The organism is Halorientalis marina, from assembly GCF_023028345.1.
Taxonomy (GTDB): Archaea; Halobacteriota; Halobacteria; order Halobacteriales; family Haloarculaceae; genus Halorientalis; species Halorientalis marina.
The window spans coordinates 846,211-867,299 of sequence record NZ_CP095487.1 but is presented as its reverse complement, the minus strand read 5'-3'; the positions used below and the strand labels follow the sequence as shown (position 1 = coordinate 867,299).

Here is a 21,089-nt window from a genome sequence, read left to right as displayed (position 1 = left end):
ACGGTAGACTGTTTACGGGATCGAATTTAAATAGACTAATGCAAACTCAGAAAAAGCACAAAAACCTTAAGCATATGTCAAAGTAACACCCGCCATGGACGATGACATCAAGGACTCGGTCCTGAAGGTGAAGAGTTCGGACGTTCGTGAAGAGATACTTCGGGAGTTGCACGAACGCGGCGAACAGGTGCGTCCGTCGAAAGTCCTCAAAACAATCCAGGCGCGCAAAGACACCTCGAGCGGAAATTTTTATATGAACTTAAAAACGCTGCAGGAGGAGGGGCTCGTCGAGAAGATGGAAGGGAGTGGCGGTGGCGCGACGTTGTACTGGACGACTGACCTCGGCGAACGGGTTGCGGCCGAGCTGGAAGACGAATGGAGTGATAAATCGTCAGCGGAGCGTGACGAGGAGACGAGCAGCGTCAAACAACCGACTGCGAACCCAGTAGACGGCCAATCGGAGGACCAGGCGCGAGCTCGAGATCGTGACGAGGGTGTCGGTGGAGAGGCGGCGTTACCGGACGAGGGCCACCCGGTTAGCAGCGAGACAGTCGATGTGGATGTCGACCCGTCGTTCGTCGACGACGTGCTCCGGTTCCTTGGCCGGCGGTCTCAGGGGCCAGACGAACTGATCGCTGCTGCCAACCAGATCAAACAGGAGCGGGAATGATGACGACGGGTGATCGCTGGGCAGTCATTCCCGAAGCGAGCGCCCCCACCGGCAGTGAATCAGCGGTCGAAAGCGAGGGCCCAGAATACGACATCGCTGGATTGGCCGACTGGCCAACCCATCCCGAGTGGCACTTCGATGTCGCACCCTTTGCAATCATCTATCCCGAGATCAGTCTGCTCTGGTTGTATCGACCGAGTTCGAGCAAGGTCGAGATGACCAAGACGTACGCATTGCACACACGCGAGGAACTCCTCCATCTCGATTGGCAGAATAACGGACTCACGCGAACGAAAGCTCAGATTGCTATCGCAGCGAGTGAGGCGCTGCTCTCGACGCTGACACGCGATGACCCTCGCGTTGGGGAACTCGAAGAGCAGATCGATCTGATCGACAAATTCCTCGCCAACAAATACGTCCTGGAGACGCTCGACGGAATCTCGTCGTTTCGAGAGGCGGTCGACAAGTTCCACATCGCTTCCGAAATCGCACCGACAGGAGCCACCGACGAGGCGTATCTTCGACGAATCGCGGACTCGATAGCAGGTAGCGATATGGAACCGGACGTGCTGATCGAAGAACTCGAGAACTCGAACTCCGATCTCCTGAGCGAGGAGGGCTACGAACTACAGGTTGACGCGGAACACGACGCGGCCGCTGACATTCTGTACAAGGTGTTGCTCGAGGACGTGGACAAGAATATCCTCGGCCACGTGGAAAACACAGGAAGGGAGACGAGCCCTGCGGAAGCGACAGAAGGTTACACGAACTCTGCAATATACTACGCGCTGAATCACATTACAGAGGAGTTCAGCGATCAGGAACTGGGTGGCGAACGGAGGGATGGCCAGTCCGTCGCCGAGGCAGTCGCAAACGCCACACTCGACGTGCCGTATCCCATCGTTCCACTGAGCCACCATACTGACAATCGACATCTGAACGTAGACAATCTCGACGTGGGGGCGATGGATTCACTCGCGAGGTTCGTCGAAGAGTCGGGCATTGGGGCTTCGCCCGAGACGGACGATTTCCTCACTCACGAGGTACTGCCTGCCGGACGCGAAGGATCCAGAGACGAATATACCACAATTGAGTCTATCTTCATCCGTATGTATCGCGAGGTCGGTTCCATCCAGGACGACCTCGAGGAAGGCCAAATTGAGACGGTCAGTGACGAGGTAACGCATCCGGCCGAATTGGACCAGACTGTACTGCACCGGCTGCTGGTCGAACGGGTCTACGACGTTGACCTGGACCAGATGAAGACGATCAAAGATCTCGAGATACCGTTACTTGATTTCCCTGCGGAGGCGACCACGCCGCGAACGAGCGATGTAGACACGTTGGACGAGAACGGTGGTATTCTCGGGAAGATTCTCTTCGATAGCTTTCGCGCCAAAGGAAACTTCGGCGGGGCTATATTTCAACTGAGTGATGAGGAGACGAACTTTCTGGTCAACCCCTATACGATGGGGCCGGCCAGCGAGGAATCAATTAGTTTCGAGTCCGACCGACACCCGGATGTTGACTCGTATCCGGCCCTGTGGAAACGCTACGCGTTCGCGTTCCTGACGATCATGCGGCTCGAACATGTCTCACGGGACTGGAGTACCATCGCCGACGCCTGTCTGCAACGCACGTTCCGCGATTCGAAGGATGGTGTCGACGAACTCGCCCAGCAACTGTCCGAAGGCTATGATGTCTCGAGATCGACCCTCGACGAGGTGGTTGCAGACGCAGAGGCGGCTGACGCAGAACCGTTCTTCGAGGCATTCCTCAGAGGGTTTCTTCAGCACCCGGACACCGATGCGAGTGGCTGTCCGCTGTGTGGCGTGAGTCGGGACAGTAGTTGTGGGTCGAATCAGTGTGACTTCGAAGCAGAACAGAGGGCACTGGAGAACGCCTTCCCAACGCTCGTGCTCGCAATGACGCGGAAGCGACGCGGGAACCGAGTCACCGAACCGATCTGACCCACCACTGCACTCACGGGGTCACCGCCATGTCGACACTGCTCTCTGACGACCATTGCAGATAGTGGAGTTTAGTAAATAATACCCAATACTTATTTACTATTAGTCCCAACGGTTCGCTTGCATCTCAGGTGGAGTGACACAATCAGCGATCACAACCTATCCATGACAACGAACACTCAAACATCGGTTGACGCAAACGACGGAAGCGGGCTCTTCATGGCCATCCTCGTCGTGGCGGGGCTCGTGGCCATCGGTAGTGCGCTGTTCATCGACGTGATCACGGACGTACCGAAAGAACTCCCGCTAGCCCTCGTCGGGCCACTGTTTGGTGGCCTGACCTTCGCCCTGTTGCTGACCCAGTACAATCGTCGCCAGCGAAGCAGTCTCGTCACTGCAGTCGGCGACCTGGAGGGACGAATCGCGGAGCAGAACGCAATCATCGAGACTCATCGAGAACAGCTCAGGGAGCTCGAATCGGAGGTCAGCGAACTGCAGGGGCGCAACTGGGGACACCACGGGGCGACAACCCGGTCCAGACAATCGACAGCCTCGCAGACTGGCCAACAGGCTCGATCTGGCGAGCAGGCGCGGAGCCCCACTGGAAAGTCCACCCGAACCGGAGCCAGTGACGGGAGCGCATCCAGTAGCGAGACCCGAACTGATCGACACGGCGACGAACAGTCGACACAGCGTTCGGCGCATCACGAGGACCTCGTCCACCGTGTTGAGGTCTCGACCGACGAGCCGACTGAATGACCGGAACTGGCGCAGTGTCGACCATCAGGTATGCCAGAGATCAACCTGGGTTATGATTGACCCTCATCGTAGCGACCACCTGCTCTGCCTTCCACTCAGCAGTGAGCGACAGTTCTCCGTTGGAGTCGACCTCGCCGGCTCGCGGGTCTGGATCGATGGTGACTGCGGCGAGCCATCGACTCTGCCGGCCGTCATGTTCGGACTCGAGGTGAGTCGGCACCAGCAGACGTCCCTGGTACTGGAGCTCGGACGGGTGGAGAGTCGCCTCCGAAGCGTCTTCGGAGAGATCACGCGGCAGGAACCGACCGAGGACCGTGTTGCGGACCTCCTGGCGCTGGACCAGACTCGAACGCAGTTGTGCCAGTGGATCCGCTCGCTGGCGACTCCAGGTGCCTGCGTCGGTCTCAGGCCCTATTACGAGGACGAGCAGTTCAGGGAGCGAATTGCCTCACAGTTGTCGGCACTGTCGGGGATCGACAGTACCGGGGCAGTCTATCGAGAGCTCGGTGGCTTGCAGGATCTCAGGGCCGCCACGGAGGGAGGGGACGAAATCTGGACGCAGCTCGACCGTATCGACGCGGCCACGTCCGACCGAGGGGTCCAGATCGCCGTCAGAGTGTTGTTGAATCCCCCACCGAACCAAGTGCGAACCGAGGGTCAGCGATCCGGCCATGCTGCGGAGCGTCTGCGATCGAGACTGAAACGCGCCGCGGACCTCCTCGTTTCCGTCCCGTCTCCACGGCAGTGGACGACTCGCGACCTGTACGCCGAGGTCCACCGGGAGCTGTGGGACGCCGAACCGGACCGAAGGGGAACCGTCGACAGTCACATCTCCGCGTCAGCGCGTGCCCTCGTCACACGACCCCGGGAACTGGAGCAGGTGACCGGCTCCCCCGAACTGGGGGGTCACCCGAACGAGGTCCGTTTGCGCGGATGGGCCCTGTATCGACTCTTCAGACAGGCACGATACGGCGGTGTCATCTATCCGCACGCGACGGGTGACACCGCCCATCTCGTGAATCCGTGGGTCGATTCCGCCACTGTCGACGAGAGTGTGGGTTCCTACCGTCGGCTGTGGCGTGAGGCGCTGTTCTACGACGGCCTTCTGGGACAGGTGTTCGAGCAGGTGGCCAGCGGCTCGGAACGCACACCGCTACGCTGCCCGCTCTGTGCTGTCTCGGTGGCACACTGTGGCGGTGAGACCTGTGGACGGCGAACGACGGTCGCGCGCGCCAACCGCCAGCTTCACGAACTGGTCTCGCGCCTCCGTACCGCGGACGACTCGGGGTGAGCAGTCCGATGCGAATCCCGTCTGCCCCCGTGCGAACGACGCGTGAGGCCCACAGAACGAATCGCCTAGCAACAGTTTCACTACAGCCCGCCGATTGGTCGAGTATACCAGTTGCCTCATCGTCGACCGATGGTTCCACAGCTCAGGCACACCCCCTCGGGCTCGTGGGCACAGCCTCGAGGTTCGTTTCACGACCACTCCACGCTGTGTGGGGAGCGCGGAGCGCCAGCAGGAGTCACCCATGACTGAACCGACCGACGGACAGCGTGCCGCCGCATCTCGCGATTCGACTGAAGAGACGCGACTGTCTGCGGTTGAGCGGCGGGAAGCAATCGAGTCACAACTGGCAGTCGAGGTGTCCGCCGAGTCGCCGACCGGAACCATAGCCGCCTCTGCCGAGGCATTGCGCGAGGCCAGAGAACTGGCGACCACAGACCCGGAGCAAGCGGCAAGACTCGTACCAGACATCGCCCAGGCGGTGCTCGCAGTGACTCCAGGGTACCACAGCAAGGGCAGGGCGTTCCTGCTCGGGTCGTACGAGGCCGACATTCGGCGCGACGGGATGGCCATACTCGAAGAACTGGGGTCCGAACGGATTGTCGCTGGCGATGCTTCACGACTGGAGTCCGTCATCTCGGCCGTCGTGGCGGTGCTCGAAACTGACGCCGCCTTGACTGCCCAGCAACACGCTCTCGTCGTGCTCAGCACCTGTGGGGCGGCACTGCCGAGGCGGACCGCAGAACGACTCCAGTCGACAACTGGGGAGCCAAACGGTATCCCCGACTACAGCGACCGGATCGAAGCGATTCTCGTCAACACGACGGATACCGACCGGCTGATCACAGTGCTCCAGTCGCTTGCAGTCCTCGCCGGCTACGATCAATTGCGGGGGCTCGTCTCCGGTCTCTCCCGACTCGTACTCAGTGAACCGGAACGTGTGGTCGGCGAACTCGCCACAGAAATGCCGAGCGGGAGAGACGCCTTCCTCGTCCAGGGGTGGCTCCACTTCGTCACGACCGAACTGTTCGGGAGGTCACAACTGGCTGTGTACGGTGAGTCGCCAGTGGATGTCTGGGTGCTTCGGGATTTACTCGACATCCATGGCAGCGAGCATGCGTTATCAGATGAAGAAGCCCTGCTGTGGTGGCTGCTCGCAGAGGCGGACAACGAGACAATACAGGAATATTATGGGGACTTCGAGACGCTACTGCAGAAACCATACGCTCCCGATGGTCTGATCGCATCCGACGAATACCCGAACACGCTCCTCGATACGCCGACGTATGTCGTCTTGAGTGAACGAGCGCTCGATACGGCAGATTCCAGTGTCCGGGTGACAGCCGCCAGGACGCTTCTCCGATTGGTGGAGACCGATGGCGTCACGACGGAAACCTTCGTGGCGGCCCTGGAAACGCTGGGGGCGGCCGTGGACACCCTCTCCGAGGTCGTGACTGAAGCCGACGATACTGCTGTCCAGCGACGAACTGCCAGCTGTCTGGCGATCGTCGCAGAGATCGGCCAGTGCGAGGCGGCCCATCAGGCAACGGCACTCGACGGATTGTGTAGCTGTGCGCGCGACCGAGAGAACGAGCCCGCGGTCAGACGCGAGGCGATCAGGTCCACACTCGCGGTGGTCGACGGGATGTCGGCGAGTCACGAGGACGTCGACCTCGTCGTGGATACGCTCGCGGAGACGGCCAGCGGCACCGCCGAAACTCGCGTTGGGACCGAGTCGGTACGGGGTCTCTTACGCGTCGTCCGGCGTTGCAGTGTGACCGCCGAGCAACGCGACCGCGCAGTTGCAGCGGTCACCGAGGTGCTCACGACCGCGGACGACACCAGTCTTCGACTGGCGGCCGCCGAATCTATCGTCGAGGACTCGACGACCGACACCGCGAACGGCGACCTCGAGGAGGTCGCCGTACGCGAACTCGCAGACATCGCTCGTGACCACGATCCGCTTTTTCACGACTTCCAGGCAGTCTGGCAACTCGTTCGGGTCGCACAGCGCGAGTCACGGTCGACGGGAGACGCTCGGCTGGCGATCACGGCCCTCGAAGACATAACCGAGAGCAACGGGGCGGCGAGCGTCCGGACGCTCGCCGCTTGGGGACTCTACGCAACAGCACATCGTCCGTCCGTCACACCGTCCGCGCTCGGCCAGGCGATGGACGCGCTGAACGAGTGCATGACGGAAAGCTACAGCCGAACCAACCCGCTCACTTGGTTGCTGGGCACACCCGGCCTGTTGACGATGGAAGCTGCCGAGAGCCTCGCAGTCCCGGAAGCCGGAGACACATTCCCCGCATCCGATCAGTCCTCGACCCGACTCCGGACGGCTCGACGACTCGTCGACCTCGCGGATACGCCAGTCGCTGGCCCTGGCGACCTCGACCGTGCCCGGGCCCTCGTCACTGATGTAGCCCGTGATGGTCACTCCTCGCTGTCGACGTATCGCGTTATCGGGGTCATCGAGGGACTGGCATCCTTCGAGACAGTCACGCCGGAGCTCCTCGACGACGCCGTCGACGTAATCGTCGACATCATCGAAACAGCCGACGGCGAGTCCAATACTATCTTTCCAGCGCTCGAGTGTCTCGGGGACCTCGCCGAGCACGATGCACTCCCCACCGGTTCGTTTGCGTCCGTTCACGACGGATTCCTCTCAGGGTTGGAACAGTCGAACAGAGAACCGATCAGACGAGCGAGTGCCGACGGATTCCAACGGTTCTGTCGCGCTCACCCCGACGCGTTTGCCGAGTCTGGGGCCCAGCGGTGCGCCCGGTACAGTGCTCATCTGACACCCGATACGCCAGCCGTCTGCAGGGATCTCCTTGCAGGATTCCGCTCAGTTACCGCTTCGAATGCTACCACCCCTGTGTCGATACGAGACGACATCCGGCGTCTCCTGGCCGACGACGTCCCCGTCGAACTCCAGGTACAGGCGCTGGAAATCAGTTCTTCACTTCCGAATAAGCGGTAAGAACATGGTTGTGAAGTCGTTCGGTTCTCTCTTGAACTGACGATTGTGGTCGATTGCTTGGGCATTGTATCGTACTGGGTCCAGAGCTGTCAAGTGGGTAGGCTGTTTTCGACAGATAACTACTCTATACAGCCTTGAACCGTGACTGATCCCGAACCCATAGAAACCGACAATCCCGTTCGGACCCCCGAGGAGCGGTCCGAACGCATCTATCGCAGATTGGATGGGGGCGTCCGGTCTTCCCCGAGCATGGGTGAACTCGCGGTTCGTGCCGATGCACTAGGCGACGCGAGACAGCTGGCAACCACGCACCCTGAAGTGGTGATCGACCTCCTGCCAGCCATCGTCCGAACCGTGACCGATGTCGCTGCTGCCTTCCAGAGCAAAGGGCGAGGTGTCCTCCCGGGAGAGTACGATACGAAGATATTGCGACGTGGACTCGCTGTCATTACTGATATGGCCCAGGAGCATCGCGTGGCTGGTGACGCTGAGGTGATCGATTCCGCGTCGACAGCGGTCCTTCGCGTCCTCAGTGACGACACAATCGAACAGTCCGCACGGCAAGACGCACTCGTCGCACTCGGCGAGTTAGCGGCTATGGCACCCGACTGTGTCGCCGAACACCTTGCTGACAACAGTGCTGTCGAGACCAGTCCTGCCTCGGGCGTCGTGATCGACCGTGTCATAGCCGGGACCGACGACACCGACCGCTTGAGCGAACTACTCGCCGCCGTCGCCTTCCTCGCGAGCGACGACCGACATGCCCACGTGATCGATACGGTTTCGCGGTCGACGCTCCAGCGCTGTGCAGTCACTGACGACGATCGTGTCCGTATCTGGTGTCACGTAATCAATCGGGCAAGCGACCGGAGTTCGATGGTCGACCCGATCCAGACGTGGGAGTCGTTTCTCGAAGGCCAGGCCGGCAGTGAGACAGCATTCGCTCTGTGGGTGCTCATACAGCACACTGCGACGGAACCTGTACACCCGAATGCCGACTCACCCGTCGAACCAGTGCTTCGCCAGATGAACTCCGTCGAAAGCTTCGAGGAGGCGGCCAGGCTACCAGACAGTCTATTCGATCCCGCCAAGCTCGAAGCAGACATTGCGGACGTTGCCGCCAATGCAGAACTGTCCGTTCGACTGCGAGCTGCTCGACTCCTGTTGAAGCTCATCGACACGGCGGACGGTACGACAGATCATCTCTCTGAAGCCTGTACAGTCATAACTGAAGCGCTTGAGCGCGCGAGCGAACTCTCATCCGAGGACATCGAGGTCGCGCTGACCGACCTCGCCCGGTGTACTCCGCCGACAGGCCAGCATACAACTGTACTCAATGTTTTCGAGGTGGCACTTGGGCACCCCGACCTTGGTCTGCGTATCCACGCTGCCGAAATACTTCCTACCCTCTCGATAGAGGGTGGTCTCCCAGTTGGACACCGGACCCGTGCTCTCGACGTGCTTGCCGCTGCACTTGAGGCTGACAACCTCTTGCATCGACTCGGGGCCGTTGGAACGCTTTCCGAATACGTGGTCGAGGAGACCTTCACCGCTGCAGATCGTGACCGTATGCTAGCGCTTCTGGAAGACACACTGGATCACGACGACGAACACGTCAGGACCTGGGCAGCACACGCGTTCGCGGATCTGGTTGTAGATGAGGGAATGCCACAAGCGCATCGAGAGCGGGTAATTGATGCGTTGCAGACGGTACTTCAGGACGACGCCTCACCAGTCCGGACGTGGGCAGCGGTCGCACTCGCCGACCTCACGACTACGAAGACGGTTCCCGAGTGGTCCCGGAGTATGGCCGTGAATACATTACGGGATGCGCTCGACGACGATGATCCTGACCTGCGCATCGAAGCTGCGGGAGCACTGGTAGACCTGGCAGTGGATTCGGGGCGTCTTGAATCGCTTGGTGAGACCGCCTGCCGGACATTGACTGCGGCGCTTGAGGATCCAGATTCCGAGATTCGGCGGTGGGCGGCACGGCGACTCACCACTCTGGCAGTCCAAGATGATCTGCCATCACATCACTACGCGAAGACTCTTGACATCCTGCTCACTGCCATCGAACTCGATGGTCTCCAAGACCAAGAAGACGCAGATCGACTGGAACAGTTGTGTACCTCGATACCAGATGCAGCAGCTATCCTGTCAAGATTTTCTTCTCGGGTCGCAACCTTGCTCGACCCGGATCGGCCCGTGGTTTCCCAGTCTCTTCTCGCTGGGCTCAGTACGCTCCCGAGAAGTCCGACTGCCGAAGATCTCGAAACTAAACTTCAGCGACTTTTGATCGGCGAAACACCGACTGGCCTCCAGATACGGGCCCTGGAAGTCCGTTCACAGTTAGCTGGCACCTGAGTAACCCCGAACACACAGAGTGGTACCCGTCACAAGATTTAATAGATACCAACTATTAGCTATAATTAGCAATAGCGGTTCAATGGTGTAGTCTGGCTTAACACACGGCCGTACGCGCAGGCACAGTCCCTGACTGCAGGACGTCTGCGCGTAATCCACGGACGAGCCGGAGGTTCAAATCCTCTGAGAACCACTTCTTCCCTCAGGTGCTCAAGCCACCGTATGGTCTATCACTATCTTATAATTACTAAATATGAGTTAGTTTTTTATACAGTGAGAGACAACAACAGTGATGGAGGAAATGCATGTCCACTCCCACCACCTCGGCAAACGTCACAGACGTTCGCATCGACCACTCGGATAGTGCGGTTCGCCGGCGAGCAGGTAAGCAACTCGTCAATGCGTTCCGCGGAGGAAATGCAGATGGAAACGGCGGAGGCTCGTTGCCGGATCGCAGTAAACTCCTCGTCCGATTGAATCGTGCGCTCCGTCACGACGACTACAAGGTTCGCTGGAGGGCAGTCCGGACCTGCCAGGAACTCATCGCGGCGGTTCCGTCCGTCCGCGACGCGATCGAACCACTTCTTCGCCAACGGACATCCGACAGCGTCCCACTCGTGCGACAGGCAGCTCGAGCCTGCCTCGAAGACGAAGAAACGGTGATTCAGGCGCTTTCCCCGCGATATCTGCCCGGTTGAGCGTCCACTATCACCTAATTAATTTGTTCGATACTTTCAGTAGCAGGGGAGTCAAACAGAGACTGACCGTGGGTACGCGAGCAGTTCGAGTAGGGTGCGGGGTGGAAAAGCGAGACGAGTGGCCGAGAAGGCGTTGTACCCGGCTGCGAGCGGAGCAGCAGGTCCGCCAGGAAGCTGGATACCGGGGGCAGGTTGCATGAATGGAGACTCGGAGGTCCCCGATCGCGAGGCCGTGCCAACGGACGACGCCGGCCAGACGCCCACCGACCGAAAGAAAGTCATTGAGCGACGGTTGGCCGAGACAGTGTCGGCTGATTTGAGGATGGGTGGACTGGCGGTCCTGGCCGACGCGCTAACAGACGCTCGAGACCTTGCGACCGAGCATCCTGAGATGGTGGCTGAACTGGTACCCGAGATTGTGCGGACGGTGATAGCGGCGATCGAATCCCAGTCTGGAAAAGGACGGGACGTGCTGCCTGGGGCCTTCGGGACGCGAATCCAGCGCGACGGGATGGCCGCGCTTGCAGTACTCACGGCCCAGCAGATGATCGATGCAGAACTCGACGACGGGGAGCGGACAGATCGGATTTCGGAAGTTGTTGAGGCGGTCAACGCCGCACTCGCCGACAGTGGGGATGTGGCGACGACCGGGTACGCAATAGAGGTGCTGGGGACACTCGCCATACCACACCCCGAACAGGTAGCAAGACTGCTGACAGATGAGCAAACCGACGCGGGAACCCTGGCGATTGAAGCGTGTCTAGAACGAGTGGTGAACCGAGCAGATGAGTCCGAACTCGTAGCTGGGGTATTACGCGGAGGGACGATCTTGGCCAATCACGAGGCAACACGGCCCCTCGTGGATGATATTAGTCATTCGCTGCTGGCCGAAGTGACCAACGGAGATGACACGCTCGTCAGGGCTTGGTGTCACGTGCTGTGTCGAGAACTGGGGCGGGACTCGCCTCTCAATCCTGCCCAACTCTGGACCAAACTCGAGGAGCAATCGAATCCGGACGGACTCAGCAGGTGGCTACTGGCCGAGTATAGCGCAGATGAGGTTCCCGCTCTCGATAGCGGCGACGTATTTGTGACACTCCTCTCCCAATCCGAGGCACTGGCGTCGATCAACGAGGCTCACCGCTTGGGAGATACCTTCTTCGAGACCATCCTTCCCTCCAACAACGTTCTCGCCAGTCTCGAGGTGGTCCTCGATGACACTGATGAGGACATTCGACAGCGTGCTGTGTGGGGCCTGAAGCGGGTAGCAAGCGAGGAAACCCTCTCCGGTGAGGTGGAGCAAAGACTGGTCGAGGCAATCATAACAACTCTGGAAGATCCCGACCTCGCTGTTAGACGTCGTGCTGTTGAGGATCTGGCAGATCTGGTAGCAGAAAATTCCCTACCGAGTGCGGAAGAGGTGCGAGTTATCGAAGCACTTGAAACTGCTCTCGAAGACCCCGACGATGGTGTTCGGAGTCTCGCTGCGGATGGCCTGAGAGAGGTGGCAACGAGAGATACCCTCTCAACTGAGGTGCAGCAGCGAGTGGGTGAAGCACTGGTAACTGCCCTCGAATACGACGATAAAGGTATTCAACGGCGCGCTTCGGAGGGTCTAACGAAGGTAGCAGCAGAAAATGACGTGGCGATTGGGGTGCAACGGCGCCTGCTTGACGTGCTGGCAAACACTCTCGAAGACAACCGTGGGTTCGTCCGAAGACAGGCCCTGACGTCCCTCAGAGATGCAGCAGCGGAAGAAGACCTGCCCCGTGAGGTGCGGCACCGATTTGTAAACGTGTCAGCATCTGTACTCGAAGACACCGAGTATGAGAAGCTTCGAGAGATAGCCGCGACGGGCCTGGCCTATCTTGTAGGAAAAGAGAATCTCTCCAGCAAGGTTCAACGAAACGCGGTCGGAGCGCTGGTAGACGCTGCCGAAAACGAAAACGAGGGTGTTCGACGATGCTCTGCACAGGGACTGAGAGATGTGGCAGCCGAAAAGAGCCTGAACGCTGAGGCACAGCAGCGCGTGTTCAGGACACTCGCAATCGCCCTTGAGGATGCCGACGAGGTGGTTCGACGATATGCTGCACAGGGCCTGAAGTGGTTGGTAACGAATGAGAGCGTGTCCAGTGAAACAAAGCAGCTCGTGGTCGAAAGATTTGGAACCACACTCGAAGAGGCCGACGATGAAATCGTTCGGACGAAAGCTGCGGAGGGCCTCGTGAATTTGCCGCCGGGTGAGGATCTGTCCTGCGAGAGACAGCAGCGCGTACTCGAGACGCTCCTGAATGCGCTTGACCACGACTCTTGGGACGTTCGAGTCAGTGCCGCGGAGGGCCTGAGAGATCTATCTTCAGGATCCGAACTGTCTGGCAGGGTCGAGCGGCACGTGTTCGAGACGGTTCTGACTGGCTTCGAGGACGAACGTCCGTCCGTGCAAATGGCGTATCTAGAGACGATTGTAGATTTGGTAACGGAGGAAGACATACCTTCTGAGGTGCAGCGGCGCGCACTCAAAACCCTGGCGCGCGATCTTGAAGACGATGATAAATTTGTTCGACAGATCGTTCTTGATAGGGTAGAGGAGATGGTTATGTGTAGGACCCTCACACAAGTTCAGGCGAGAATCCTTCTCGAGGGCCTCCAAACTGTGATTGACGCTGAGCACCGAAGTCTCCGACAGGATGCCGCCCGAAACATTCGAGTCTGCTGCGAAATCCATCCACAGGTTGCTGGTGAGATGTCACGTCTGACGACAACGATTGGCCGGGGGCTAAAGCCAACCGAACTAACGGTAACACGGGAATTGCTGGGTGCGCTCGAGGCACTGGCAGCAGATGACGTGCTGTACGTCATGCCAGTAACCCATAATATTCAGAGGGTCCTGACTGCTGAGACACCAGAAAGAATTCAGATTCGGGCACTGGGGGTACTCTCACTCACTGGTGCGAGTCCAGGCAGCGCAGGGACTGATAGAATCAGTCCAACTGACTAGGGTGCTGCCTGAATTCAGACGGCGGGTCCTCGAGGTCCGTCAGAAGTATCTCAGGTAGCCCAACACGGCCGGTGGAGCAAATTTGCAGTCAATTCGAGTCAGTACTCATGAACATACAGAATGTGTTGGCCGAGAGGGAAACAACCGAAGTCGAGAATTGTCGAAAGAACCCCGGCTAGGCGTGTTGGCTGTCCAGAAGCCCTCACTGAGGCACGTTTTTGTGTCCGCAATCCGAGAGGACTGGACGGGACTGCTGATCAACCGACCGCAGAGTCCCTCTCCATACCGATATCACTCGAGAACTAGTTTTCCAGATGGTGAGGGGACGTTTCCCGGGATCTACCGCTTTTTCCCGCATTTCGTACAGCGCCAGTTGTTTTCCCCGACGAACCAGTCAGCACCGCCACAGCCCCTGTAGCCACATGTGGGCCCGTTCGTGACGTACGCGTAGGTTCCTTTCAGCCCCCTGTCTTTTCCGCAATTGGAACATTTAATCTTGCTGTCTCCTTTGATGATCCAGTCGGTTCCGCCGCAGTTCCTGTATCCACACCGCGGTCCGTCTTTAATGAATCCGCCCTTGATTTCGGTCTGTGTCATGTGATGGTTTCCTTGGTTTCCTTGCGATCTATTCCACGGCCAGCCGTCGCGTGATCTCGAGTGTACGTCGAGGCGATGCCGGTTGCCGGTTCAGCCGTCATAGGGATAGTCACCCTCGGCGAGCCGACGGTGGCCCTGCCACGAATGCGGCATGACCTCCTCGAGACCTTCGTCCATCTGCCTGGCCCACTTCGCCTGTATCCTCCTATAGTCTAATTTACTCATTGTGACTCAACACACTAGCCAACACTGACGAAAGAACATAAAACTGTCGTCGTTAGAGACGTCCCACCTCGACTCGTGGAAATCTGATTCCTTCACGGATTTCCACCTCTACAGTCGTGTTTCTGTCTGGGTTCGTGCGGGAGTCGCTTCGGACACGGGGCGGGTGGCCGGTCGCTGAGTAAGATTTATCTCTCGTGAGTCGTTTCGACTATACAGTGGTTCGATGTCACCTCTCCCGCCCGCCCGGTCATCGAGTGCGCGACCGAACTCCGGAACGGTGACCATCCGAACGGACCAACCCGACCGTGGTGAACGATGAGTGCGCTCGACGAAGGGCCACGGGTAGATACCGCATCTACCGCCGAGAGTCCCGAACCGACGCCCACCGACAGACGGGAAGCCATCGAAACGACACTCGCTGATGGGCAGGCGGACAGTCCCGGGCTGGGTGAACTGGCAACCCGTGCGGAGGCGCTCGCCGACGCCCACGCGCTGGCGGTCGACCACCCCGAACAGGTGGACCGACTCGTTCCGAATATCGCAAGCACAGTCCTCGCCGTGTCCACAGGCTCGTGGAGCAAGGGTCGACAGTTCCTGGTCGGGGCCTACGACACCGAGGTTCGACAGGAGGGAATGGCTGCGCTCGCAGCGCTCGATGAAGCGCAACTGGCGTCGTCGGCCGACCGGACTGCAGTCGTCCTCCAGGCCGTGACCGGTGTTCTCAAGACCACAGCCACACGGATTGCCCACGTCGAGGCGATTCGGACACTCGGGACCGTCGTCGTCGCCCGCCCCGAGTTCACCGCCGACTGGCTGCTGACCGAGCACACCGACGACCGCCTGCCACGATTCACGGGCCAGTTCGAGACGGCCCTCTCCGGACCAGCCGACGCGGACGCGCTGACGGACCTGCTTCGGACGACGGCTGTTCTCGCTGGACACGAGGACCTGTCTCGACTTGTCACTGGTCTCTCGCGATCCGTCCTCGAAGACTGTGCCGACGTGGACGATTCGCGGGTCCGTATCTGGACGCACGTTGTGAGTCGTCAGTTCGATCTCGCGTCTCCAGTCGACACCGATCTCCTCTGGAACAGAGTGGAACGGGGGAGGAACCCGAGTTCGTTCTACCGGTGGCTCCTCTGGGCACATACGACCGGTGACATTCCCATGCTGGACGGTGACGACCCGTTCACGGTGCTCGTCGAGTCCGGTGCAGCGCGGTATCTCAACGAAGTGGTGCGGCTCCCGGGCATCTCGGTCGATAGTCGACTCGGCGGGGACACCACGGTTACAGACGCTCTTGGCACCGTCCTCAGCGGCGAGGCTTCCCGTACCGGTGCCGGATACGGACTCGCGTCGCTGGCCGGCGACGAATCCGTCGCCCCGGCGCGTCGATCTGCCGCCGTCGAGGTGCTCCTGGACGCGCTCGAAACGGGTGGCGCTGGCTCTGATCGGGTCCTCCAGCGCCTCGCGGACCTCGTCGAGGACGGCTCACTGCCGCCCGGCTGTGGGACGGCAGTCGTCGAGACACTCGAAACGGTTCTCGCGGACGGCGACGAATCCAGACACGGGACGGCAGCGGAACTGCTCGCGCGACTGGCAGCTGACGACGAACGCTCGACTGAGACACGGAACGCACTGCTCAACGTGTTCGCGACACGGATCGAAGACGAGCGGTCGAGCGTCCGCCGCCAGGCCGCAACGGGGCTTGTCGCATTGCTGGCGCGTGCGAGCATCGCGCCCGAGCATCGGGTGGTTGCCGTCGACACCGTCTGTGCGGCACTGGCCCACGATGACGCTGCGGTCCGGACTGCAACTGTCGAAGCTCTCGTCACACTTCCCGAAGGGGCGACCCTGTCCGCCGACCACCGTTCCACGCTCCTGGATGCACTCACGACTGCCCTCGTGGACGATGCTGTCCGTGTCCGAATCGGCGCTGCACGGGTCCTCGTGCGGTTCCCGAACGACGAGGCCCCCACCGCGGCCCGCGACACCGCTCCTGCCGACGTGCTCACTTCTGCTCTCGACCACCACGAGCCCGAGGTCCGACGCGACGCTGTCCAGGGGATCGTGGAGCGACTGGAGAGGGACGGGCCCACTCTCGATCCCTCTCCCACTCTCGTCGACGCGCTCGTCACTCCCATCGACGATGACGATCCCGATGTGAGGGGCGCCGCCGCTCGAGGACTCGTTGTGCTCGCACGCCAGGACGACGTCCCAACGGACCTGCGCGCGACCGCGGCAACCGCGCTGGCGGAGTCTCTCCGCGAGGCGAATCCCGACCGCATTCTCCTGACGCGCACGGCGAAGCTGGCAGGCGAGCAGACACTTCCTCCCGACCAGCGTCTCGTGCTCGTCGATGCGCTCAATGACGCGCTCACGGTCGACGACCGGGAAGTTCAGGCACGGGCCACAGGCGAACTCGCGGCGCTGGCGGGAGCGGAGAGTCGGTACGCAATCGCTCGAGGCGACGAGACCGACTCGAGCGGCATCCGAACACATCTCGTGGGGATTCTGCGGGATGCCCTGGGACACGAGAGACGTGAAGTCCCGCGAACGGCCGTACGTGGACTGGTGGCACTCGCAACCAACGGTCACCTGTCGGATGACGTGCGCACCGCACTCGTCGCGGCACTCGAAGCAGGACTCGACCACGATGAAAAGATAATCAGAGGATACGCAGCAGTGGGTGTCGCAGCGCTAGCAGACGACGTCCCGGTCGACCTCTGGACCGACGGTCTCGACACGCTTGGGTCCGTGCTCGACCACGCGAACCCCAGGATGAGGGTGCGAGCAGCGAGCGCACTCCGTGACGTAGCGAGCGATCGGACCGTCCCGGCCGGACTGCGCGCACAACTCGTCGATCCCCTGACCACTGCTCTCGAGCACAGTTACTTTCAGATGAACCACGATGGGGCGAAGGGACTCGCGGCCCTCGCTGCTGACGCCACGCTCCCTGCCTCCCTGCGGGCCGACGCCTACAGCGAACTCGCCAACAGCTGCGAGTTCGACCGACAGAACCTTCTCGACGATCACTCGCGCAAATGGGCCGCCACGGGACTCTCGCTAGTCGCCGACGACGATTTCCGGCTGGACCTGTCCGTCGACAGGTACGTGACACTCGACGAAGCCCTCGGTGGTGATCACACGGGAGACCGTCGGTACAGAACAGGCGTGTCGACAGCCCTCCACAGACGCGCGCTCGTCGATCTCTCTGTGGCGCTCGACGATCACCATCGAGACGTCAGATCACAGGCCGCCTTCGAACTCTGTACGGTGTCCGGGTTCGGGGTACTCTCTCCGGAGACGGCCGCCGGACTGGTCGCCGTGCTCGGCGACGCGCTCGATGACCGCCCAGCAGTCCGGGAGCCAGCCGCCGTCGCCATCCGACGGATCTGTGAACAGATGCCGGCAGTGGCCCGGTATCTCGATGATCCGGTACTCGAGAACATCGGGACAGCGCTCTCCCCGACGTCCCCGGCCACGACACGACCCTTGCTGTCGGCATTGCAGGCGATCATCGGCGACGAACCCACTGCGCTCGCCCCCGTAGAGGACGCGGTCAGTGCCCTGCTTGAAACCGACTCACCCGCGAGTGTGCAGGCACAGACGCTCGAACTGCTCTCCCGGCAGCGGGTACCGCGTACCGTCAGTGAGCTTTGATGAGCTTTCCGTCCTCGACGCGCTCGCGGACACTCACGATCTCTCCACGCTGTACTAGGCATTCATTAGTTCACGCTCTTCAATCGCTCTTCAACTATTCGGGAGATAGATCGGTGTAGAACACCCACAAACCGGAAAAGAGCTAAAGAACACCATCACTTCGGCCCCATACTTAAATTGGTAAATACAGCTAATATTGAGTTATCTTTATTAGCCTGGGGATTAGTATTCGGTAGTGGAGTCGAACGATGAGCGAGAATCAAGATTCACAGGCGGAGTTCGCAGACCAACCACCGACGAATGTCGCACGTGTACCGACCCTCCTGCTGTTGGACACGTCGCGCTCGATGGACCAGAAAACGAAGGACGAAGACGGGAACAGGCGGCCAAAAATTGACCAGCTCAACGAGGGCCTGAAGCTGTTCAAACAGGAGATCGACGACGACTTCAAGGCGGAACGCGCGGTGGATATCTCACTCGTGACGTTCGGCGGGGACGTCTCGGTCGAACAGGAGTTTTCGGAGATCGAAGACTGGCAGCCACCGAACCTGTCTGCAAGCGGCGGGACGCCGCTGTGTGAGGCGCTCGTCAAGGGTGCTAACCACCTCCGAGATCATCGCAATGATCTCCGTGACGACAAAGTCCCGCTGAAGAAGGCGCTCGTGTGGGTGTTGACCGACGGCCGACCGACTGACGACCGGGGCTCGAAGTGGGACAAGGCCCAGACTGTGGTCGAAGACGGGACCGAGGACGGTGAGCTGCTGTTCTACGCAGTCGGTATCGGCGAGGAGGCGAACATGAGCAAACTGGAAGACCTGGCCTCGGCCGCCCCCGACGAGTCGAAGGTGAACACGTTCCAGCTGGAATCGGGCATGTTCAAGGAGTTCTTCCGGATTGTCTCGGAGAGTGCTCAGGCACAATCCGAGGGCGGAGACGCTGAAGAGGCCGATGATAACCTCACCCAGCAGTAACTGATATAATGACCCGATCTGATCCCGAGAAGGCCACTGTCGTCGGCTGTGCCGTCGAAGGCCCCAGTCACGAGGGGACCGAACTTCCCTGTCAGGACGCCTGGTGCAGTCACCGGCTTCCGGATGGGCGGTTCGTGATCGCCGTCGGAGACGGTCTCGGTAGCGCCGCCTTCTCACACGACGGATCAGAGATCGCCACCGAGAGAGCGGCACAGGTCCTCAAAGATCGCTTCGAGACCGCCGATTCCATCGACGAGGCGACGGCCCAGCCGATCTTCGAGCGGGCGTTCGTCGAGGCACGGTCGGCTCTCGCACGGAAAGCCGAGAGCAGGGGTGACGATCTGTCCGACTACGCCACCACGTTGCTGGCCGTCGTCGCGGGATCCTCCGGTGCAGCGGGAGCCGCAGCGGGGGATGGCGGTGCTGTTTTCGGTCTGCAGGACACGTACGAGCCGCTGGTTCCGCCGGAGGAGGCCGTCGCAGACCTCGGCGCCGCTCACAGGACTTACCCGCTGACCCACGACGCCTGGGAGGACTATTACCGATTCGACTACAGGGAGGACGTCGACAGTGTCGCCGTCTTTTCCGATGGCCTCAGTCAGTGGGCGTGGCAGGGCGACCACGAGGCGAACCGGACGTGGTTCGAGTCCGCGTTCGCCCTGATCGAAGCCGCTGGCGATGCGGGCCGTGCCGAGCAGTCGCTGCGTGAAGCCCTCGACAACGACAACTACCGCCAGTCACGAGACGACAAGACCCTCGTGATGGGGACTCTCGACGTGGCGGATGTCGAGGACCAGATCGAGGCCGAACAGGGCACTGACGACATCGTGTCGGTCTGGTTCAGAACCGTCGTCGGATCGGTCCGCGCGGTGACCCGCGTCTTCGCGCCAGCACACCGCAACCGACGGTGAACGAATTTCGAGCGGAATCCAATGACAGACGATCGAGTTTCGATCGACCACAAGCCCCTCCGGCAGCGGATCGCTGGCGGTGAACTTCCGGACTGGGCAGACTGGGACGACGAGGAGAGTACAGACACGAATCCACCCCCTGATAGCTCCGACTCGTGGTTAGACGACACGCTCGCGGATCTCGGCTCACCCGAGCGTGGGAGAGCGGATACGTCTGCATCACCAGACGCCAGCGAGCACGGACTGCGGTTGACGGTCAATCAAACCGTCTGTCAGCACTGTGGAACCGCGAGCCGGCGTCACCACCAGGGCTGTGACGCACCACTGGTCCGTATCAGTGGGCAGTGGCGATGTGGCGACTGTGGCGTCGAAATGCCACCGCCAGCAGAGTGCACGGAGTGTGGGGGACAGGTCGACAGACGGCCGGTCGACGTCCCGTTCGACCTGCGCCTCGAGGCACGGCCAGCCGAGATCGAGCGCGCGATTCACGAGGAGACCAACGACCGCCGGCACGAGCACGCGCTCGATTCACTGGCGTACAGTAGCCACCTGAGCACCATCGCCTTACATCACAGTCGGGACATGGTCCATCGCGGGTTCTTCTCCCACACCAATCCCGAGGGGCAGGCGGCTATCGACAGGTATCGCGAGTACGGACACAGCGACCGGAGCGCGGGGGAAAACATCGCGGAGATCTACCTCGACCGCACCGCGTCCGCCGAGGATGCAGCCCGAACGGTAGTCGACGAGTGGATGGCTTCGCCCGGCCACCGGGAGAACATCCTGCGGGACCGCTTCGAGCGCGAGGGAATCGGGGTGTACCTCGCGCAGAACGGTGCCGTGTACGCGACACAGAACTTCTACTGAGACTCGCAGTTTCCACCGAGACTCGCGGTTGTCGCTTCCTCGTCCGCCCTCACCGGCGACGTTTTCCCTGACTGGTGCACACTGAGCAGGATGGTTCCTATCCCATCATTACTTATTTT

12 protein-coding genes are annotated in these 21,089 nt (G+C 60.6%); 11 read left to right on the top strand and 1 reads right to left on the bottom strand.

Going from position 1 to position 21,089, the window contains the following annotated elements:
* Positions 1 to 94: 94 nt before the first annotated feature.
* From MUG96_RS04495 to MUG96_RS04465, 7 genes are all read left to right on the top strand, one after another.
* Positions 95 to 670 (top strand): helix-turn-helix domain-containing protein, encoded by a 576-nt coding sequence (locus tag MUG96_RS04495; protein WP_246986896.1) that lies wholly within the window; start codon positions 95 to 97, stop codon positions 668 to 670.
* On the top strand, positions 670 to 2,640 hold the full coding sequence (locus tag MUG96_RS04490; RefSeq protein ID WP_246986894.1) for a hypothetical protein: 1,971 nt from the start codon (positions 670 to 672) through the stop codon (positions 2,638 to 2,640). Before MUG96_RS04495 ends, MUG96_RS04490 begins: the two co-directional genes overlap by 1 nt.
* 165 nt (positions 2,641 to 2,805) lie before the next feature.
* Positions 2,806 to 3,399, top strand: coding sequence for a hypothetical protein (locus MUG96_RS04485; protein WP_246986893.1), 594 nt, complete (start codon positions 2,806 to 2,808; stop codon positions 3,397 to 3,399).
* Positions 3,400 to 3,451: 52 nt separating this feature from the next.
* Positions 3,452 to 4,690, top strand: a complete 1,239-nt coding sequence (locus MUG96_RS04480; RefSeq protein WP_246986892.1) for a hypothetical protein — start codon at positions 3,452 to 3,454, stop codon at positions 4,688 to 4,690.
* A gap of 241 nt (positions 4,691 to 4,931) precedes the next feature.
* Entirely contained in the window at positions 4,932 to 7,673 is a 2,742-nt protein-coding gene (locus tag MUG96_RS04475) for a hypothetical protein (protein ID WP_246986891.1), read from the top strand.
* Between the two features lie 249 nt (positions 7,674 to 7,922).
* Entirely contained in the window at positions 7,923 to 10,040 is a 2,118-nt protein-coding gene (locus MUG96_RS04470) for a HEAT repeat domain-containing protein (RefSeq protein ID WP_246986890.1), read from the top strand.
* Positions 10,041 to 10,934: 894 nt separating this feature from the next.
* The gene (locus MUG96_RS04465; RefSeq protein WP_246986889.1) at positions 10,935 to 13,736 is read left to right on the top strand and encodes a HEAT repeat domain-containing protein; all 2,802 of its coding nucleotides are present in this window, start codon (positions 10,935 to 10,937) and stop codon (positions 13,734 to 13,736) included.
* Between the two features lie 339 nt (positions 13,737 to 14,075).
* On the opposite strand, the gene MUG96_RS04460 is transcribed toward MUG96_RS04465, so the two are convergent.
* Positions 14,076 to 14,333: a hypothetical protein gene (locus MUG96_RS04460; RefSeq protein WP_246986888.1), complete on the bottom strand. Its 258-nt coding sequence runs from the start codon at positions 14,331 to 14,333 to the stop codon at positions 14,076 to 14,078.
* Between the two features lie 540 nt (positions 14,334 to 14,873).
* Here MUG96_RS04460 and MUG96_RS04455 point away from each other — a divergent pair.
* The 4 genes from MUG96_RS04455 (at position 14,874) to MUG96_RS04440 (ending at position 20,970) form a co-directional block, all read left to right on the top strand.
* Positions 14,874 to 18,221, top strand: coding sequence for a hypothetical protein (locus MUG96_RS04455; RefSeq protein ID WP_246986886.1), 3,348 nt, complete (start codon positions 14,874 to 14,876; stop codon positions 18,219 to 18,221).
* Between the two features lie 248 nt (positions 18,222 to 18,469).
* The gene (locus tag MUG96_RS04450; RefSeq protein WP_246986884.1) at positions 18,470 to 19,192 is read left to right on the top strand and encodes a vWA domain-containing protein; all 723 of its coding nucleotides are present in this window, start codon (positions 18,470 to 18,472) and stop codon (positions 19,190 to 19,192) included.
* A gap of 8 nt (positions 19,193 to 19,200) precedes the next feature.
* The gene (locus MUG96_RS04445; RefSeq protein ID WP_246986882.1) at positions 19,201 to 20,103 is read left to right on the top strand and encodes a protein phosphatase 2C domain-containing protein; all 903 of its coding nucleotides are present in this window, start codon (positions 19,201 to 19,203) and stop codon (positions 20,101 to 20,103) included.
* A gap of 21 nt (positions 20,104 to 20,124) precedes the next feature.
* Complete coding sequence (locus tag MUG96_RS04440) at positions 20,125 to 20,970, top strand: CAP domain-containing protein (protein WP_246986880.1); 846 nt, start codon at positions 20,125 to 20,127, stop codon at positions 20,968 to 20,970.
* The last annotated feature ends 119 nt before the right edge of the window (positions 20,971 to 21,089 follow it).

Excerpts from the sequence above, each read along its gene's own strand:
- MUG96_RS04495 (WP_246986896.1), top strand. The coding sequence starts at position 95 with ATGGACGATGACATCAAGGACTCGGTCCTGAAGGTGAAGAGTTCGGAC.
- MUG96_RS04490 (WP_246986894.1), top strand. The coding sequence starts at position 670 with ATGACGACGGGTGATCGCTGGGCAGTCATTCCCGAAGCGAGCGCCCCC.
- MUG96_RS04485 (WP_246986893.1), top strand. The coding sequence starts at position 2,806 with ATGACAACGAACACTCAAACATCGGTTGACGCAAACGACGGAAGCGGG.
- MUG96_RS04480 (WP_246986892.1), top strand. The coding sequence starts at position 3,452 with ATGATTGACCCTCATCGTAGCGACCACCTGCTCTGCCTTCCACTCAGC.
- MUG96_RS04475 (WP_246986891.1), top strand. The coding sequence starts at position 4,932 with ATGACTGAACCGACCGACGGACAGCGTGCCGCCGCATCTCGCGATTCG.
- MUG96_RS04470 (WP_246986890.1), top strand. The coding sequence starts at position 7,923 with ATGGGTGAACTCGCGGTTCGTGCCGATGCACTAGGCGACGCGAGACAG.
- MUG96_RS04465 (WP_246986889.1), top strand. The coding sequence starts at position 10,935 with ATGAATGGAGACTCGGAGGTCCCCGATCGCGAGGCCGTGCCAACGGAC.
- MUG96_RS04460 (WP_246986888.1), bottom strand. The coding sequence starts at position 14,333 with ATGACACAGACCGAAATCAAGGGCGGATTCATTAAAGACGGACCGCGG.
- MUG96_RS04455 (WP_246986886.1), top strand. The coding sequence starts at position 14,874 with ATGAGTGCGCTCGACGAAGGGCCACGGGTAGATACCGCATCTACCGCC.
- MUG96_RS04450 (WP_246986884.1), top strand. The coding sequence starts at position 18,470 with ATGAGCGAGAATCAAGATTCACAGGCGGAGTTCGCAGACCAACCACCG.
- MUG96_RS04445 (WP_246986882.1), top strand. The coding sequence starts at position 19,201 with ATGACCCGATCTGATCCCGAGAAGGCCACTGTCGTCGGCTGTGCCGTC.
- MUG96_RS04440 (WP_246986880.1), top strand. The coding sequence starts at position 20,125 with ATGACAGACGATCGAGTTTCGATCGACCACAAGCCCCTCCGGCAGCGG.